Source organism: Candidatus Tisiphia endosymbiont of Piscicola geometra (genome assembly GCF_964026415.1).
Taxonomy (GTDB): domain Bacteria; phylum Pseudomonadota; class Alphaproteobacteria; order Rickettsiales; family Rickettsiaceae; genus Tisiphia.
Genome location: NZ_OZ032144.1, coordinates 1,246,405 through 1,266,020, shown reverse-complemented (window position 1 = coordinate 1,266,020; position 19,616 = coordinate 1,246,405). Strand labels below are relative to the sequence as shown.

The window sequence follows — 19,616 nt, the reverse complement described above, 5'->3', positions numbered from 1 at the left end:
GCCTAGGTTTTTATAAATGAAGAATATTTTTGCTATTTTATTAATTTCTATGTTGTGCCTTTCAGGATGTACTGGCGATAGGTGCATTGATGCAGATGATTTTGGCTTTATAAAATTTGTAATTTCTTCAAGATATAAAAAAGAAGAGTTAAGCGGACAACAACAAGATAATCAAACAGCTCCTTGGATCAATACTGGATATAATGTAAATGGTCAACCACTTACTATATTGGTAAAAACTTGGGATTATTCTAAAGGAGATAAAAACAACTCTACAGAATTATCAGCTTGGAGTGCGTGGTATGGTCAAGAAAAGAATACCAATACTTTATCTGAATTTTGTAAGAGACTACAAATATGCCAATTTATAGATGGCAGGATGTGTACTAGTAGTAAGGATGCCAAAATTAGTAATGCACCGTGTTTATTTAAAAATGGTGTAGGGCTATACATGTTAATTGCTGAGCGTGATAAAAATCCTAATCTCTCTTTGGATACACAGCGTACACCCTATGGCATTACCGCCCACCTTGGTGAACCTCTTGTTGGTTATGAACTTTATGATCTTAATAAAAGAGGGGAATTAGTAAAAGCTGGAGGAATAAGTTATCAATATGAAGGTGAGGATAAAGTTAAATACGTTCAATGCCCATTATATTTTAAGATTTTAGATAAATTTTATGATGATAATAATGGTCAGTATCGTGTAGTTATTAAATCTGGGGTCACTGACACTAGACCTGACCCTATTGAATTTTTAACGAATTTAATAAAAGCTGAGTTATTTGGTGATGGTAAGAATCATGGGCTAGTTAGGTCAATTTACGAGGGTATTATTAAAACACCAGGGTATCGTGTATCTGTTTCGGCTCTATTAACTTTGTATATTATGTTTACAGGGTTTTCTTTCCTGATTGGCAATGTTAATCTCACACATACTGAATTAATAATTAGAATAGTAAAAGTTAGTATAGTATCTACGTTACTTAGTTCAACTAGTAGCTGGCAATTTTTTCATGATTACTTATTCGTGTTTTTTATGGAAGGGGTAGAGGAAATATTACGAATAATTAAAGAAACAGCGGCTACCGGACCTGGGTCTTGGAGTATTATAGGTTTAATGATAGCCCCGCAAACTATGGCAAAATTATTTTCATTACTATTTGTCGATCCGTTAGGATTTATATATATAATTTTATTCTTGATAGCCCTTTATTTTATCTTCATGATGGTATTTAAGGCTACTATTATATATCTTACGGCACTGATAACCGTTGGGATGATTATCATAATGGCTCCAATATTCATTTGCTTTATGTTATTTGGTATCACGCGTTCATTGTTTGAAAACTGGTTAAGACAGCTGATTTCCTATGCACTACAACCAATTATATTATTTACTGGTATCGCTTTTATTTCAATGATTATCAGAACAGAAATATATTCTTCACTTGGTTTTGGGGTATGTAAGTATGACTTCCCAAATTTAGGTCCGATAAATGACATATTTGGTAGTATGAATGAAGATCTAGACACTAGTCTTGGAGACTCAATATTTTATTGGTGGTTTCCATCTCCAATGAAAGCTGGCAAATTTTCTAAAACAAAGGCTAATATATCAGTGCCTGTTGATCATCGCATCGATGATGGCTCACCTGATGGCAAACTATGTTTAGCTTATCAATGTATCGAAGAAAGATATATTGAATTACCATTTTTAGATTTAGTCCAAGATGTAAGAAGAATTGATAATTTTTTCAGTGGTCACTTTGTTCAGCTGGATGGATTATTGTTAATTTTTGTATGTGTTTATTTACTAAGTAAATTTAATGATATAGCTGTTTCAAGTGCTAAATTCTTATCTAGCACCTCAGGTAATCTAACAAATTTACAAGCAATTGGACAAGCTGCTTTTGCCCCTATTCAACAGCAAATAGAGAGACCTGCAAATTATGCTTTCGGTGCTGTCAAGCAAAGGGTAGATCAAGTAACTGAGAAGGCAAGTATGTTTTTTGCCGATCAGTATGAAGATTGGATGATGGGGGGTGTAGCCCAAGAGGCACTTGATCCAAAATCAGTAAATTCGAGTGTTTTAAGTGAAGTAAAAAGAACTTATGGTATAGATTATAAAGACGTTAATGTTAAAGCTGGAAGTGATTATCAAAGGGCTATTAGCGAGGTTATGGAAACTATTAAACCTGATGGACAAGTTAAAGAATTTACTGGCAGTAGTTATGCAGAACTTAAGGATCATTTAGCAGCTCTTAAATTTGGAGAAGGTAAAAAATATGATTCTCTTAGCGAAGAGCAAAAGAAAGAACTTAATGAGTTAATGAAAACTAAAGATGGTAAGACTTTACGAGAATTAGCCAATGATGCAAAGTTTACCAAAGATTTCCAGCAAGCTTATATGAACTCGCATCAAGAAATGTCAAAAAGAGGAGTAGGGTTATTTGGTAAGAATATAGCACCTCTCAAAAGTTGGCAAGAGATGAATAGGCGTGTTGATGAAAAGAGAGAGCTACGTGATAAGAAGCGTAAAAATATAGGAGAGAGAATATATGCTGGTTATGAAGGATTAAAACGAGAAGCACTTACTGCTATTGTTGGTAAAGATTTACGGGATGCTTTTGAGGGTAACTTAACTGGAGCAGAGTGGGAAGATTTTAATTATAATGATCCAAGACTTAGAACCCATAGTGAATCACTTAAGGATCAGCAAATATCTTTGGAACATCAAGAACTTCTAACTAAAATCAATAAAGAAACCATTGCTGTTCAGGAAGATATTTCATCTCCTGAATATCTAGCCAAGCTTGAATTACAGGGTAGAACAGCAGATATTGCATATTATGCAGAACTATCTAACAAAAAACTTGCCTTTGAGATATATGATGCTTTAGCTAAAGGTGAAGGTGATAAGGGGGAGAATCCCGTGTTGATGGGCGAGCGATTCATGCGAGAAAAAGCAACGGATACTCAAACTCGTAATATGATTGACAGTGCTTATAGAATTGAGCAAACACTAATAGATAACGATAAATATGCACGCAGACAAGAACATTATGAAATTATGCGTGAGAAAGCTGAAGCTAATGGGGATAATCAATCTTTAGAGTATAGTAAAGCAGTACTAAAGAAAATAGAAGAAAGAAAAGAACTTATTAAGAAAGAATTTAGATCTCACATTGATGGAATTAATCAATATCGCTTAAATGCTAAAATGCCTAAATATGAAAAAAATGATTAACTTTTTCAAAGCAAAATGAGTGCAAAATAATAGTCTCTTACCCCTTGCCAATCACTACTATGTCACCCCGCAGGGGTTAAATATATAAACACCTCCTCTTTCAGGAGATTTTTTTAGATCCCCACCGTAGCTCCATCGTTTTGACGTTAGCACTACAATTGTAGCATTAAGTATAGCATATATTTTTTAGGTACTAATAGATTTTTGAAAATTTTTTATAAGAAATTCAATTTTTATATAGAACTTAAGATTATTTATTAGTTGAAAATTTATTAAAATATCTATTTATTAAATTTATAATAGTTGTATTTTAGTAAATTTAAACTATTAATTGTTATTTGGGTGAAAACAACAACCATATTTATACTCCTGTTTATAATTTCTGTAACAAACAAGATTTATGCATCAGCTTGGTTAATTGACTCAGGCAAGTACAAATATACGGTTACTGCTAGCAATATTGATAAAAATTCTAAAAATATTAAACAAGTAAGAGCCAATCTTTTTCTACAAATTCAGTGTAAATTGGCATATTTAAAAGATCGTATTAAGTTGGTTAATAATTCATCGGCTCTTTATAATAAGTTATTTAGGCAAATTCAATTTTTAGAGCGTAGATCTAGAGAAATATCCTCATACCAAGACGAATTAATGCGAATTTTTGCTATCGAATATGGAATTAATAAAAACCAAAATTTAGGAATTCAATTACTTTATAAAGAAAATAAATTCCAGGGAAGTAATGACATGAACTACCTGTCTAATAATAAAGAAATTGGTATATTTTATAAAATTAAGCTCTTTCAGAACACTAATAGGATAGTCTCAGTTCAGCCAAGAATATATATGACCAAAGATGGTTGCCAGCAGCAATTTTCCTATGAATTATTATTGCTATCAGCATTTTCTAAAAAAATTCGTACAATTTCAGTATTTGCTGAAAGTGTTTTTAGTTTTGGGCAAGACCTAAATAACCCATATACAAGAAGAAGTTATTATAGTTTTTCAATATCTGAAGGCATTGAATTTCAAAATGGCATTATGTTAGTAGACTTTACCAAATATTATACTAGGAGAAATTACGGTTCTATTTATAATAGAACTTTATATAAGCAATTTTCAATTGCAAAAAAGATTAAATTTGGTAATCTAAAGAAGAATAGCCTAACAACACAAATAGGGTATTTTTGTGATAAAAGCCTAATTAATAAGCATTATAAAATATCAGGAGTAATATTTTCAATATGGATGGATGTATAAAAAATATTAATAGAGCATTTTTAGATATTCTACTAAAAGAACAACTACTTACGGATTTACAAATATCTCACGTTAAGTTCAAATTAATTGATAGTACTGGAGAGAATGATTTTTTTAACGTGATAATTGCAGAAGGAATTATTAATAATGAGATGGTTATAGATATTTTGTATAAAAATAAATTATTGCCTTTATTGAATGTACAAGAAACACAGGTTAAGATTTGCGATTATGCAAAAATTGATCAATATGTAGAAAATGGTTATTTCATTTATGAAAACGATACAAGCAATAAAGTGCTTGCTATAAATGACCTAGCTTATTTAAGGAAGTTATCAACAATACATTATAATGTACAGATTAATTTGGTCAGAAAGAATGACTTCTATCAGCTACTTGAGCAGAATTTTAGCCATTTGAATATAATCAAATCCAAATATTTTCTTGAATTTATCTCAGTATACATGGTAGCAAAAAATATCAATTACACTAAGTCAATTATCATATTTTTTGTAATATATTTTGGAATATTATTTAATTTTAAACATCTTTTTCATCTGATTAACATTATTTGCTATTTTTCACAAAATATTTTAAAAATTATGCTATTTAACCAAGCTGTAATTGTACAAAATACAGTGTTTAAAAGTAGTGATATCTCCATTTTAAAAAATGATCCTCTACCTATTTACACTATTTTACTTCCATTATATAAAGAATCAAGCAAGCTAAAGTCAATTATTAGTTATATCTCTAATATTAATTATCCTAAACATAAATTAGATGTCAAAATTATTATTGAAGCAGATGATTATTTGATGATCAAGGAAAGTATCCTATATGAATTACCTTCTTATATACATTTGCTTAAAGTACCTTTTAGTTTACCTAGGACTAAACCTAAAGCCCTTAATTATGCCATGCAATATTGCAGAGGAAAGTATGTAGTAATATATGATGCAGAAGATAGACCTGATGCTGATCAACTCCTTAAAGCAGTAATAGCCTTTGATGAATTACCAAAAGAATATGTTTGTTTGCAGGCTAAACTTAACTTCTATAATGAGAATGAAAATTTACTCACTAAACTTTTTAGCATAGAATATTGTTTATGGTTTAAATATCTTCTGAAAGGTTTAAGCTTGATGGACTTACCAGTAACTCTTGGAGGAACTAGCAATCATTTTAAGGTTGACGCCTTACAAAAAATAGGTTTTTGGGATGCTTATAATGTTACTGAGGATGCTGATTTAGGAATTAGATTATATTCTTTTGGTTATAAAGTTCATATGATAGATTCTTATACTTTAGAGGAATCACCTATAAATCTTATAAGTTGGATAAATCAAAGATCTCGCTGGATAAAAGGATTTATCCAAACATTTTTGGTATTTCTTGCCCAAAAAGACAAATATAAAAGGTTTAAATTTTATCAAATAACTACTATTTTCATTTTTATTGGTTTTTCTTCTTATGGTTTTTGTTGTTTACCATTTCTAATACTAACTATTAAAATTAATACATTCACCATAATTAATTATTTATGGATAATTAACAGTTTTTTTGCTTTTTCATACCTTTACGGAAGTGCTTTTTTTATTTTACTGACTAAAAAAGGTAAAATAACTAATTTTCGAGTATTAGATATTGCTGCCTTGTTTGTGTGGCCTCTGTATTTTCTACTACATACGATAGCAAGTTATAAGGCGATTTGGGAGATTATTTTCATACCCTTCAAATGGGATAAAACTCAGCATGGGATTAGTACTCTAGACCTTGAATAAATCAGGGTATACTCGGTCAACTTCAAGAATTAAGGTCGTAGTGTCTAAATATCCATAGTATCTTACATTTTTCTATAATCGTCATAGCAAGGCTCTTTAGATGCCGTGGCGATCCAGGTAAACAGCGCAGCTGTTTTTTTAGAGTAACGCTTCGCGTATTCTAGATTGCCACGTCGCCGCTTTTTCGCGACTCCTCGCTAATAAACGATCAGCAGCCATTTTAATAGTGATTATATAAAAAATGTAGGGTACTATGGCAGAATAGTATGGTTTGGTAAATTACCGGTAAACATTAAAACGCTCGATATCAACACCACCCAAAATAAAGTAAAAGGTAAAAATACTTTCCAACCTAACCGCATCAATTGATCGTAACGATATCTAGGTAATGTTGCTCTTATCCACAAGAAACAAAATAATAAAAACCCAACTTTTACTACAAACCAAATAAAACCCGGCACAAAATTTAGGAACTCAATGCCAAAAGGTGGCAAATATCCACCTAAGAAAAATGTTGTGGTCATACCACTTGCTAAAATCATATTAGCATATTCGCCAAGAAAAAATAAGGCAAAACCCATAGAAGAATATTCAACATTATAACCAGCAACTAGCTCAGACTCAGCCTCTGATAAATCAAAAGGCAATCTATTAGTTTCTACAAGTACTGATATGAAAAATATTACTGCCATAGGCAACAACATCAAATCAACCCACCAAGGCAATAATTGTTGCCTTTCTATGATTTCTGAAAGATTAAGAGTACCTGTTGTTAAAAGTACAGTAACAATCACCAACCCTATAGATACTTCGTATGAAATCATCTGAGCCGAAGAGCGAATAGCTCCAAGGAAAGCATATTTCGAATTACTTGCCCAACCAGCTATGATTATACCATAAACCCCTAATGATGAGATTGCCATAATATATAAAACACCCACATTGATATCAGCTAATACCAGTTTTTTATCAAAAGGTATCACTGCCCAACCAATTAAACTAAGCACAAAAGTAACCATGGGAGCTAAGGTGAATAATATTTTATCAGCTTGATTTGGTATAATTGTTTCTTTAAATAATAGTTTAACTGCATCAGCAATTGGTTGCAACAAGCCAAAAGGCCCAACCACGTTTGGCCCCTTTCTTAGTTGCATTAGACCTATTACTCTTCGCTCAGCATAGGTAAGATAGGCTACACACAGCAGAAGAGGAATGGTGATAGATAGGACTTTCAATGCCACAATGATTAATGGCAGCAGATATTGTTGGAATAACGATATCATGCAACTTTTTCCCTTTCTTGCTTTGATTCCAAGCATTTTGCCATAGTAATAGATGCCCTACTAATTGAATCTGTCATATAATAATTTATCGGTTTAGTCATTATATCATCATTAAGTAATTTATCTGTAGAGGTAAATTTTATAAACTCACCACCCATTATCTCAGAAATATTGGCAAATATACTCTTCTGCTTTAAAGAATTGGCTTCGCAAAACTGCGTGGTATTCGCGTACTCACGTACTTCATGTACGCTCCGCTCGCTCCCCCCTTGTTTTACGTTCCAATTCTCCAAATCATTTGAGTATACCGGAAATTCGGCTGCCAACTTATTTCTTATTTCCATTAAATTGCTCATGCCAAGATTTAGCCCTAAATTATTGGCAAGATTATTTATAATAAACCAATCTTCTTTTGCCTGTCCTACTGGACTAGTTGCTGCCCTGGCATATTGTGGTCTTCCTTCAAAATTTACGTAAATAGCATCCTTTTCTGTATAGCTACTAGCAGGAAAAATTACATCTGCTGCATTTGCTCCATTATCACCGTGATGCCCTTGATACACTACAAAAGACGATCTGATTTTGCTCATATCAATTTCATCGCTACCTAGTAAATATACAAACTTAATTTCACCCTTTTCTGCCTTCTGTAAAATTTCAGAAACACCATTACCGCCATTTTTAGGGCTAAAGCCTATGTCTAAACTACCGACCATTGACGCATGATTATGTAATATATTAAAACCATTCCAATCATCTCTAACTATCTTATATTTATCCACCATCTGATGAATGAGTGCTAAAATAGCATAACCATCATCTCGAGAATATACCCCATCGCCAATAATTATAACCGGATTTTTTGCAGCTGCCAACTCCTTAGAAAATTGATGTTCCCCTGATATTATTGCCTTAATTACCCCAGGACTCGCCCCTAATTCATTGATAGCATAAGTTTGGTCACTAATATTACCAATTCGGGCTACTGTTAGCTTCCCTTCTCTTTGCAACACGCCAATACGTGCATTAAGGACTGGTGCTATCTGTCTAATATTTGTACCAATTAACAAAGCTAGATCAGCTTTTTTAAGTCCAGAGATCGTTGTGTTAAATAGATAGTTTCCCCTACTAGATATGTCTATTTTATAATTAAACTGGTTGCTATCAAAATTATTACATCCTAGCTTCTGTAACAATGTTTTTAACAAAAACATTGATTCGGTGCATGCTAGCGTTCCAGCTATTGCCGCTATTTGATTACCGGCAAGAGGCTTTAATTTTTGTGCTACTAGTGCAATAGCATCACTCCAAGAAGCTTCAACTAATTTACCATTTTGTCTTATATACGGAGAATCTAACCTTTGATATTTCAAACCATCATAAGCAAATCTTGCTTTATCTGATATCCATTCATCATTAATATCATCATTAACCCTTGGTAATATCCTCATTACTTCATCCCCCCTACTATCAACCCGTATATTACAACCTTGGGCATCCAATACATCTATTGACTCAGTTTTCTTTAGTTCCCAACTACGAGCTTTAAAAGAGTAAGGCTTTGAATTTAATGCACCAACTGGACAAACATCTATAATATTAGCTGATAACTCTGATGTAAGACTACGTTCAAGATACGAGGTTACCTCCATATGCTCTCCCCTGTAAAGAGTTCCTATCTCCTCAACTCCAGCAATATCAGTGGCAAACCTTATACATCTAGTACATTGTATGCATCTAGTCATATGAGTCTTAATCAGAGGCCCCATATATTTATCTTTGACTGTCCTTTTATTTTCCGAAAATCTAGAACGTGCTCCACCATATTTAAAGGCTTGATCTTGTAGATCGCATTCGCCTCCTTGATCACAAATAGGACAATCTAGGGGGTGATTAATCAATAGAAATTCCATCACTCCTTCACGAGCCTTTTTAACACCTATGGTATTAGTGTGGATAACCATACCTGAAGTGGCAGGCATAGCACAAGAAGCAATGGGCTTGGGAGATTTTTCCATCTCCACCAAGCACATACGGCAGTTACCGGCAATCTTCAAACGTTCATGAAAACAAAAATGTGGGATTTCTATACCAAGCTTGCTGCAGGCACGAAATACGGTTGTGCCTTCCTCTACTTCAACTTCAGTACCATCTATAGTAAGTTTTATCATGATATATTGTAGTTTTATATTACGTCGAAATTATACCACATTATATGTTACTCACTAATCTAAATTTTCCAATTTTGCAAAATTAACTAACAAAAAGAAAGCGGAGACCTGTATATCATAACTTTTTAGGCTATTTTTAGATCTCCGCACTAAGATGAAAAGACTACTTAAGTAGTTCCTTGACATGCATCAGTACCGGCAGCACTACCAGCTACCATGCTTATAATTTCGGGAGCCTTAAACAATATTATAACACCAGTCACAATAACCAATGCAACTTCCCATTTTAATTGACCTCTAAGAGTTTGAATCCCTAGAACAACTATACCAATAATTGCTATACCACGAGCTGTATTACCACGAAATGTTTTGATCATCTTACACAATACATCACCTACTGGATCATCAGCAGTAGTAGCAAAAGCATCCGATGCTGTAGTAATTAGAGCAATGCTACAAAGAATAAACAGCAAACGCCACACAAAACTACTATCAAACTGTTCAGAATAGGACCTACAAATATTCATATTTTACCTCGTTAACGAATTGTTTTAGACATGTGCAGTGATTCTATACTGTACATTTTTACAGTTCAAGGATTAATATAGGGTGATCGTAATCTAATTAGATAATTGCTGGATAAGCAAGGTTTACGTGGTGTTTTAGTCACAATTTTTGCAAGTTTAATTAATACTCCCGATGTTATCCCTGCACTTTCGGATGTCATCAACTATGATTTTAAACCGATGTCTTACATTAAATTGAGGTTACACTATATAGTTCTCTTTTGTGGGTAACTTCTAGAGTCTTTTTCTAACTTCTCAAAATGCAATAGCCCGTAGGCAAAAGCTATAATTGCAGGAATCATAATAATCAATATCCCCCAATTGCCAAAATAGTCAATAATATAAATGAAACCAAAAGAAGTAATAACGTACATCAAAGCACGAGATACAGAAAATATCACGCTAACACAGGTAAAACGTTTAAATACAGGAAAGCTTTTATAAAAAATTGGAGCAGCAGAGGTATGACAGTACTTAAATAAAATAATGACTATCTGAATGAAAAATAGCTCAAACGGAAAATTAAGATTATTTAGCCAATATGGACAAAATAAAATAACAATAGAATATATAATAAGTATAATTTTTGCGGTTAATAATTGATATACTCTGTAACTTACATAAGATAATATTGATAAGATTAAGAACTCTAATATAGAGACAATAAAATTATGATGAATAACCTCAGTTGAGGTATAACCAAAATCAGTCTTGAGAATAGTACCACAATGCAGATAGATAAAATAAAAACATACCGGTGTAGAACACTCTAATAAAAGGAACGCTATTATTGTTTTTTTATTAATTTTTTCATTAACGACTGGATCATTATATAATGCTTTTATATCAATATTAGCTTTCTCATATTTATTTTTTAGTATAAGTTTTGCATTAGCAAATTCAGGTGTTTCCCGCAATGTTGTTTTAGCAGCAAAACCAATCAATGCCACTATTGCACCTATCCAAAATGCTAGACGCCAGTTAAAACCATAGGAAGTAACAAGTGAGGCAATTCCTAAAGCACCCATACTTCCTAAGGCAGCAGATAGCCCTACCAATGTCACACTTACATACTGGATTGGTGGGTTAATTGTTTCGGTTAAATAAAGTCCTGCCCCTACTATCTCCCCCATAGATGTCATGCCTTGAACAATACGGCAAATTGTTATTATCCAAGTAGCAGCTACTCCTATTTGAGCATAGGTAGGAAGATTAGCCATGACAAAACATGATACAGCCATCATAAAAGTTGTAATTATAACAGTAGATTTGCGTCCTATATTATCACCCAACCAACCAAATATTAAGGCACCAACCGGCCGAAAAACAAAGGTAGTACAAAAGGCAAAAGACATCATTAAAGAAGTGAAGTGAGAATCAGCAGGTTCAAAAAACAACTCATTAAGAAACGCTGCCATATGAACATATAACATCAAGTCAAAATATTCTAAAAATGTACCAATTGAAAGTAAGCCCACTGCTTCTTTCTGTTCTCTAGTTAAACTTCTCTGTTCATGCGGATACTTTATCATTTATTTTTCTCCTTTAATGTTAAAATGAGCTTATATATTCTGCTACTTTAAAGAATTGGAGTTTATAGTTATTATGCAAATTCAGGATAAGAATTAACTAATTCTTATCCTGAATTGGGTTTATTATATAAATTTTTTAGATACTGGATTTTCCATGAGTCTCTTAGCTATCTCACTATCTGATATGGAATCGTTTTTTGTAGATCGCATATAGATAGTTACTAATTCTACCATTTTATCACAAAACTCAGATTGTAGCATTTGAGAAGCTTCTAGCTTTTGTCTATTCATTAAATCTATAGTCTCAAGTTTTTTGCTTTCTAGAAACTTATCAATTTCTTCGTTTTGCTGCTTAATTATATTATTGGCAGTTTCTTTGCCATCTTTGATCATTTTTTCTCTTAAAACTTCAATCTGTTGTATTTGGGCTGTAGCATCTTCAAATAACAACGTCATATCTTCGTTAAGTTTTTGGGCTTCTAAAACTTGGTCTTTGATGACCATAATTTTGTCATCTAACGATTTTAAAATTATATTTTTTATTGGTCTATAGACTAAATACACAAAAATTAGGAAACAGACGGCTAGCCAAAATTTTTCGTCAAACAATTGCATTATTTTATCTTTTTGTAAGATTCTTTTAATAACTCTAAATCAACTTCTTGATTAGTAATTTTTTGAATTAACAATTTTGCTAAATCGATGCATGAGTCATTTTCATTAATCCAAAATAATTTATTAGTTGTTTCTATATCATGACGATTATTGGCAATTTGTGCTTTCAACTCATTATGGAGTTGAATTTTTTTTGATAGAAGAGATGCTTCCATTGCATCCCTAGCTTCTTTCTTAATATTTTCCACTATATTTGATATCTCTGCTAGTGTATTTGCATATTGCTTATGCAAGTCATCAGCTTTTTCCCCAAGACTTTCTGCACTAGCAATATTGCTATCTATATAAGCTTGCCTATTCTCAAGAATCTTTTCAGTTAGCGGTGCAATGAACTTATGAACTAGAAGGTATAAGATACTAAAAACAACTACCAGCCAAAAGATTTGCGAACAATAAAAGGTAACATCAAATTGAGGCATAGTTACTTAGGAAAATATCAACAAAATTGCAATTACGAACGAGAATAAGCCCATAGCTTCCGTAAGTCCAGCTCCAATGAATGCCATTCTTTGTAATTGATCAGTAGCTGAAGGATTACGGGCAATTGAAGATAGCAATGCACTGAATATACTACCTACACCAATGGCCGCACCTGACATACCAATAGCCATTAATCCTACACCAATAAATTTTAGAGACGTTCCGTCCATATGTAAACTCCTAAATATAAAAAATTCTAGGTTCTTGCATATTACTGCATTTTTATCTATAAGACCATAAAAATGAAGTCATACGCAGAACCTAATGTGAATTTACAGCATCATTCAAGTATACACAAGAAAGAATTGTAAATATATAAGCTTGAAGTATTGCTATAAAAATTTCAAATCCAATAAGGATCACAATTAGTGGAATTGGCAAAAATTTAAAGAAAATCATTAATGAAACTATAAATCCTGCCATCACCTTTAGTAATATATGTCCTGCTACCATATTAGCAGCTAACCTTAAAGATAAACTTATAGGTCTTGCTAGATAGGCAAATAATTCTATCAAAATCATAAGTGGAGCTAACCAATATGGTGTACCTTTAGGCAAAAATATTGATAAAAAATGTATACCGTGATTAATAAAACCGATAATTGTAACCATAAAAAATATCATAATTGCTAAGGCAAATGTTACTATAATATGGCTAGTAACAGTGAACCCGTAAGGAAGCATGCCGAGCAAGTTACATAACAAAATAAACATAAACAAAGTAAAAATGAACGGTATAAACTTACGTCCCTTTTCTCCAACATTTTGATTGAGCATCACTGTAATTATATCATAAATTATTTCAGCACTAAGCTGTAATCTAGATGGTATAATTTTTTCGCCTTTTAAGGCTAAATAAAAATAGGAAAGACCTACAACTCCAGCAAGCAACATAAACAAACTAGAGTTAGTAAAACTAATATCGAAACCAAATAAATTAATTTCTACTAGTTTCTTTATTGCAAATTGATCTAAGGGACTATGGGACATTATTTCTTATTTAGTTTTTGCCAAATTATTTTAAAACCTGCAAGCATACCTATCAACAAAAATATTATAATACAAAATGGTTTAGAATTAAACAATTTATCTAATGTAAAACCAACAATAAACCCCAGCATCACACTAGAAAACAAATCTAACGCTATAGCCAACGCATCAATTTCTTTTTTTGGATTAAGTTTAGGGTAAAAATGATTATTTGTTTTAAGTTTCTTAATCCTTTTTTGTATCTTATCTAACTCTTTCTCTTTTTGTTCCAACATATACATTAATACAAAGAAGTCTATTTAAACCTCAATTTCGGATTAATGAAATTAACCCGAAATTGGAATGATTTTCATTTACTAATAATCTTATTCTTATACCAATAAAAATAAGATTATTAGCGATAATAGATTAAAATGCATTCGTAGAATCGCTTCAAGAATGCATTTTTCTGATATTCTAGCCAGTTTTGGATTAAAATTTTTAATCCAAAACTGAGGTTTTAAATAACCTTGGCACTATATAGCTATGTAACATTAGACCTTTGTTCGTAAGATTAATATGACCTTTATCACCTAATCCCTCATCCCACCTAAGTAAACCTAGCTTTTTATAGTATGTTGCCTTTTCCATATCTAAAATCTCAAATAATTGTTTACCAATTCTTTTCTGTATACTATCAATAGTTAAACCCTTTTCAAGACGTAGTCCCATCATCAACATTTCTGCAATTATTTCTTGCATAGAAAGTTTATTAATCTGCTGAATACCACATCCTAAACTGTCAACAGCTTGTAACCATTTTTCTGGTTTATGCCACATCATAATACTATATAGATTAGATGTAAAATTACTATCACACATGTTAACCCTGCTGTGGCTACCCGGACCTACACCTAAATAGTTGTCATATTGCCAATATGTTAAGTTATGTTTACATTCATGACCTAATATAGCATAATTTGATATTTCATATCTAAGATATCCTTGGGACTTTAAATAGCAGTTAGTCCACTCATAATGGTCAGCTGCTTGATCTGAGTTTGGTATAGTCAGATTTCCCTCGTTAAACAATTTATAAAATAACGTACCCTTTTCGATTACTAGTTGATACAGTGAGATATGACCTGAGGCAAGTTTCATGGCATTGGTAAGTTCATCTTGCCAACTTTCTAGAGTTTGGTTACTTCTTGCATAAATTAAGTCAAAAGATATTCTAGGGAAAAGATGGCGAGCTGTCTCAATAGCTTTGATTGCTTGCCCTACATCATGTTGTCGTCCTAAACTCTTTAAGTCATCTTCCACTAGAGACTGGACGCCAATTGACACACGGTTTATTCCAGCTGATCTAAAGTCCCTAAATTTTTCAGTCTCAAATGAAGTGGGATTTGCTTCTAAAGTAATTTCTGTCTGCTCATCTATTGTTGCTAGATTTGCTATTTTTTTAATTATTCCTTCAACAACAAATGGCTTCATTAAAGATGGAGTTCCACCTCCAAAGAAAATAGATTTTATATATTTATGACCTATAATATCCTTGAAATGATCAAGCTCTAGTTCATAACATTTCAACCATGTATCATGATCTACTTTATCTACAACATGAGAATTAAAATCACAATACGGACATTTTGACAAACAAAATGGCCAGTGTATATATATCGATAAAGGATTTTTCATGTTTATGCTTAGTTGAAAATTACTTCAGCTCATCTTTTACTATCACTACTTCCAAACCCTTTATTTAGATATATTACCATACGTAAACAATAGTAGCATGTTAGCATCGATATGTTCCTTGAGAGGTGGATAGGTGATCAGATCATAAGATCTGTACATCTACTTTAACCGGTAAGTTACTGTCATTACTTCACCATTCTTAATCAAATTAGCGGCAATAGCTATCTTAAGTAAGGTATCTAGGGTAATGGTTGATAGTATCACCCCCTTATATTCTAGGTAGTCTTTAAATAACCTGAATTCGATATGTGATTTTAATTATTATCATCATTGGATTCAAAACAAAATAGCAGAAATTGGTAAATTATCTGAGACCATTTCCATGTTCTTTGTCACCTAATTCAATTTGATGTACCATATTTCATAACTATTTTATTAAACGATCGACATATTCGATATTATGGTAGATATTCATCAAATATATCTTGTAACCAGTTTCCTAATAGATTAACTTCAGAAATATAAGGCTGAGGTGGAACAAAGCTAGAATTATCACGAGTTTGAAATTGTAAATTTTCAATAGGTCGTTTTGGTGATATGCCTTCTTCTCTTTGGCATTCAACCGCGTCTTTCCATTTTTCTGCTACTAATGCCGCAAACTCTGAATGTATTGTTGCAACATCTTGTTTACATTTAAAGCCTACACCTTCGACTTTTATGCTGTATCCCTTATCGCTCAATTTATAGTCTTTTAATACTTTATTGACCTCTCGTTGTGTTGCAATAGTTTGTCGCTCAATATATGGATTATTAATTTCAAATAGAATGACAAACTCTTTTTTATCACCATACTGACCATTAATAATATCCTCAACTAACTTTCTTGCAGCGTCACGGTCTGTACTAGTAGTGTTAGGTCTTTGGTATTGTTCTGTTAATGTATCGATTATAGTAATGGCTTTATTATTTAATAGATAAGTAGTAAGTAAATCTTGGCACATTAAAGTCTCTGTTAATTTTCGACTTTCTCCTTCTGCATAATTAGGATACACTCTACCAGGAAAATATCCTGGGGGACATTCCTCTTTTGTCTTATATTGGATAAATGGAGATGATTCGTTCAATCTGATACCATGTCGTGCAGCTAAGCCTTTTATATATTCCTTACCTTCTGTCACACGAGCTAAGTCCTCTCCTATAGGCAGAGAAATATCCAATGTATCTAAGTCAGTTTTTGTTTTATAAGCTTCAAGCAATTTATCACGTACTATAGGCGTAATTCCATCAATATTAGCCCATAATTCTCGTACTCCTGTTAATATTGCTGTTTCTCCGTTCACTTTAATATTATAATTAAGGTAATCTATTATCCGAGCCATTACACCTATACGAGATGCCCCGGCAATCCAAGCACTGTCATATTCCTGATGTTCTGGAGTTTCGCGATCAATTAGACGTAGTACTTTAGCACCAGCTAAATATTCTTTCTCATACTTTTTCATCCAGCCTTGGGAAGATAGCTCATTACGTTCCTGACCAGGTTTGCGACCGAAAGCATTCTGAGAAATATAGAAAAGGAAATCCATGATATCTTGTTCATCTAATTCTGTTCCTTTTCCAAGGTTTTTACGTAATATTTTAGCATTAAATTTGCTAGGATCACTTTGATCAGCTTTAGATTTCTTTATTGCAGGATATATCTGTTTAAAAGTTATTATAGGATCCTTTACTCCTAGACGATTAATATCCTGCCATAGCTTTTTCGGATGAAAATATCCTGCGATTTGAAGTTGCTTTAATAAGGCTTCTTGATGTTCTGTTGCACTTATATATTGACCTACTTTTTTATAATCTGTAAAACCCAATTTAGTTGCAGCTAATTCGAAATGAGATGGTTTTGTAGACTTTGTATATCCATCATAAGTAAAATAAGTAGTAGGAAACAAAACCCCGACAACAGCAGGTATTAGCCTGTAAAAAGTATGTTTTGCCATATTTACCCTTTTGGTTAGAATTTATATTAATTTCTTAAGTTAAAGTATCTCACTTGTCAAACGTATTTTTAGGGCAGTTTAAAAAACCCAACTTTAACCTATGTCTATAATTGTTAAAATTTTCTCTAGTTTCAGTATTAAAATCATGTTTTTAGCAAAATATTAATTTAACAATCAGATGCAGAGCCATCTCAAATCTGATTGTTTCGATAATTTCACCGAATTTGGGATAAGAATTGACAAATTCTTATCCTGAATTCGCGTAAGTTCTATTAAATAAACGGATTAGTGATTAATAATTTATTTTGACTAATAACAGCTGATGTACCTAATGGCAGTGGTACATTTCGTGCTATATGTCCTATATCTTTTATAAAGAAGGCGGGTACTTGTGAATTTTCTACTGCAATTTGAATTGCCGTTTGTGTAAGATCTCTACCATCTTGTTCCTCTCCGTTTGTAAATTCACCGAAAAGAATTGCTTGGCTTTTTTCTAGAATTCCCACTTGTTTTAATTGTTCTAATCTTGCAAATATTCTATAACCTCTTTCTCCTACATCTTCAAAAATTAATATTTTATTGGTAGAATTAAGTTGCCAGTTTGTACCAAGAGAATATTGCACCATAGATAAATTACCACCAAGGATTTGTCCTAAAATTGAATCTCTATTCGTTAAATTTTTTGCTATTGCATTTATAGGATAAAGATCATAAGTAAAATTTTTAGTATTACCTAAAAGAGCATTGATTATATCAATGTGGTCTTGAGCATTTACGCCTCGCACTATTCTGTCTAAAACTGTAGCGTGTAAAGATGACCACCCTATTATTTGGTTAAAATATAAGTGTAACGCAGTAATATCGCTAAAGCCTACTAATATTTTATATTTATTGAACATATGAGGTTTCAAAAAAGGAATTAATTCCATAGAACCATATCCTCCTCTATAAGCCCATATAACATTTGAATCTAGATTTTGTAGAGCTGAAATAAAGCTTTGTAGTCTTACTTCTAATGTTGAGGCACTAAATACACTTGAATCATCAATAATGTTATCTGCAATACTTATTTGTATATTATAATAATCCTTAAATAATGCTTGGATCTGATCAAAATATTGGTACATACCAAGCGTTTTTGAAGAAGGAGCTACAACATCTATGATTAATTTTTTCATTGACATCTCTTAAGGAATTTAAAATAAAAATGTTGATACTAATATGGTGCCGCTAGCAGGAATTGAACCTGCGGCCTCATCATTACCAATGATGTGCTCTACCTCTGAGCTATAGCGGCCTAGTTTTAAGAGAAGTCTCAGACTATATGAGTATGATCTTTTTGACATATATTGCTTTATTGGTCAAGCAATAATTTTAAAATAATTACTTAGTCAGTTAGCATTTGAGTGTATAGTGTATAATTAGATTCTTTTTCATCTAGTAGAAAAAACTCCATTACCATGCGTTTTCAATAATAATTGGTATACTGTAAGGTTTAATAATTATTAGATCAAATCTGACTTGGTAATTTTGGTATTTTGGGTTAGAGCTTAAAAATATACTGGCAGATCTTTTTATTCTTGCTTGTTGATGAGTTGATAATATCCGATCATCAACGTCAGAACGTCTTGCTTTTACTTCTATAAAAACAAGTTGTTTTCCACGTAGGGCAATAATATCAATCTCACCAACATAATATCTTTTACGATGGTGAAGAATTTGATAAAATTTAATTTTATAAATAACAATAGCCACATACTCAGCTATTAAACCGAATGTAATCCTTTTCATAATAATGTTTGCAAGAACTTGAAGAATTTTGAGTACATTCACCGCATAATAGCATATATATCAAGTAGCACTAATGACTTTTACATATAAAATATAAAAAAATCACAGTATTCTTAATGCTTTAAAGAATTAGTTGTTGATTCTTATTATGCCCCCCCATTAC

At 32.2% G+C, this 19,616-nt stretch carries 16 protein-coding genes and 1 tRNA gene; 3 read left to right on the top strand and 14 right to left on the bottom strand.

Annotation, left to right across the window (positions count from 1 at the left end; genetic code table 11):
- Positions 1 to 16 precede the first annotated feature (16 nt).
- From AAGD26_RS06075 to AAGD26_RS06065, 3 genes are all read left to right on the top strand, one after another.
- Entirely contained in the window at positions 17 to 3,250 is a 3,234-nt protein-coding gene (locus AAGD26_RS06075; RefSeq protein WP_341751510.1) for a type IV secretion system protein, read from the top strand.
- Positions 3,251 to 3,592: 342 nt separating this feature from the next.
- Positions 3,593 to 4,510 carry a hypothetical protein gene (locus tag AAGD26_RS06070; RefSeq protein ID WP_341751509.1) on the top strand — a complete coding sequence of 306 codons (918 nt, stop codon included), beginning with the start codon at positions 3,593 to 3,595 and terminating at the stop codon, positions 4,508 to 4,510.
- Positions 4,495 to 6,294 carry a glycosyltransferase family 2 protein gene (locus tag AAGD26_RS06065; RefSeq protein ID WP_341751508.1) on the top strand — a complete coding sequence of 600 codons (1,800 nt, stop codon included), beginning with the start codon at positions 4,495 to 4,497 and terminating at the stop codon, positions 6,292 to 6,294. The genes AAGD26_RS06070 and AAGD26_RS06065 overlap by 16 nt, the downstream gene beginning before the upstream one ends.
- A gap of 251 nt (positions 6,295 to 6,545) precedes the next feature.
- On the opposite strand, the gene nuoH is transcribed toward AAGD26_RS06065, so the two are convergent.
- The 14 genes from nuoH to AAGD26_RS05995 form a co-directional block, all read right to left on the bottom strand.
- A complete protein-coding gene (gene nuoH, locus AAGD26_RS06060; protein WP_341751507.1) occupies positions 6,546 to 7,577 on the bottom strand; it encodes an NADH-quinone oxidoreductase subunit NuoH in 1,032 nt (343 codons plus the stop codon).
- A complete protein-coding gene (nuoG, locus tag AAGD26_RS06055; RefSeq protein ID WP_341751506.1) occupies positions 7,574 to 9,748 on the bottom strand; it encodes an NADH-quinone oxidoreductase subunit NuoG in 2,175 nt (724 codons plus the stop codon). Before nuoG ends, nuoH begins: the two co-directional genes overlap by 4 nt.
- 167 nt (positions 9,749 to 9,915) lie before the next feature.
- Entirely contained in the window at positions 9,916 to 10,275 is a 360-nt protein-coding gene (locus tag AAGD26_RS06050) for a TrbC/VirB2 family protein (protein ID WP_341751505.1), read from the bottom strand.
- Between the two features lie 245 nt (positions 10,276 to 10,520).
- Complete coding sequence (locus tag AAGD26_RS06045; RefSeq protein ID WP_341751504.1) at positions 10,521 to 11,846, bottom strand: MFS transporter; 1,326 nt, start codon at positions 11,844 to 11,846, stop codon at positions 10,521 to 10,523.
- Positions 11,847 to 11,969: 123 nt separating this feature from the next.
- Positions 11,970 to 12,461 (bottom strand): ATP F0F1 synthase subunit B, encoded by a 492-nt coding sequence (locus tag AAGD26_RS06040; RefSeq protein WP_341751503.1) that lies wholly within the window; start codon positions 12,459 to 12,461, stop codon positions 11,970 to 11,972.
- Positions 12,461 to 12,940 (bottom strand): ATP F0F1 synthase subunit B', encoded by a 480-nt coding sequence (locus tag AAGD26_RS06035; protein ID WP_341748044.1) that lies wholly within the window; start codon positions 12,938 to 12,940, stop codon positions 12,461 to 12,463. The genes AAGD26_RS06040 and AAGD26_RS06035 overlap by 1 nt, the downstream gene beginning before the upstream one ends.
- Before the next feature lie 6 nt (positions 12,941 to 12,946).
- Positions 12,947 to 13,171 (bottom strand): F0F1 ATP synthase subunit C, encoded by a 225-nt coding sequence (locus AAGD26_RS06030; RefSeq protein ID WP_341748043.1) that lies wholly within the window; start codon positions 13,169 to 13,171, stop codon positions 12,947 to 12,949.
- Positions 13,172 to 13,262: 91 nt separating this feature from the next.
- Positions 13,263 to 13,991 carry a F0F1 ATP synthase subunit A gene (locus tag AAGD26_RS06025; RefSeq protein WP_341751502.1) on the bottom strand — a complete coding sequence of 243 codons (729 nt, stop codon included), beginning with the start codon at positions 13,989 to 13,991 and terminating at the stop codon, positions 13,263 to 13,265.
- Positions 13,991 to 14,266 carry an AtpZ/AtpI family protein gene (locus AAGD26_RS06020; RefSeq protein WP_341751501.1) on the bottom strand — a complete coding sequence of 92 codons (276 nt, stop codon included), beginning with the start codon at positions 14,264 to 14,266 and terminating at the stop codon, positions 13,991 to 13,993. The genes AAGD26_RS06025 and AAGD26_RS06020 overlap by 1 nt, the downstream gene beginning before the upstream one ends.
- A 205-nt stretch (positions 14,267 to 14,471) precedes the next feature.
- On the bottom strand, positions 14,472 to 15,668 hold the full coding sequence (gene hemW, locus AAGD26_RS06015) for a radical SAM family heme chaperone HemW (RefSeq protein WP_341751500.1): 1,197 nt from the start codon (positions 15,666 to 15,668) through the stop codon (positions 14,472 to 14,474).
- Positions 15,669 to 16,126: 458 nt separating this feature from the next.
- Positions 16,127 to 17,662: a hypothetical protein gene (locus AAGD26_RS06010; protein ID WP_341751499.1), complete on the bottom strand. Its 1,536-nt coding sequence runs from the start codon at positions 17,660 to 17,662 to the stop codon at positions 16,127 to 16,129.
- Positions 17,663 to 17,934: 272 nt separating this feature from the next.
- Positions 17,935 to 18,840, bottom strand: a complete 906-nt coding sequence (locus tag AAGD26_RS06005) for an LD-carboxypeptidase (RefSeq protein WP_341751498.1) — start codon at positions 18,838 to 18,840, stop codon at positions 17,935 to 17,937.
- A 44-nt stretch (positions 18,841 to 18,884) separates the two neighbouring features.
- Positions 18,885 to 18,959: transfer RNA gene (locus AAGD26_RS06000), tRNA-Thr, on the bottom strand.
- Positions 18,960 to 19,117: 158 nt separating this feature from the next.
- Positions 19,118 to 19,453, bottom strand: a complete 336-nt coding sequence (locus AAGD26_RS05995) for a YraN family protein (protein WP_341751497.1) — start codon at positions 19,451 to 19,453, stop codon at positions 19,118 to 19,120.
- Between the last annotated feature and the right edge of the window lie 163 nt (positions 19,454 to 19,616).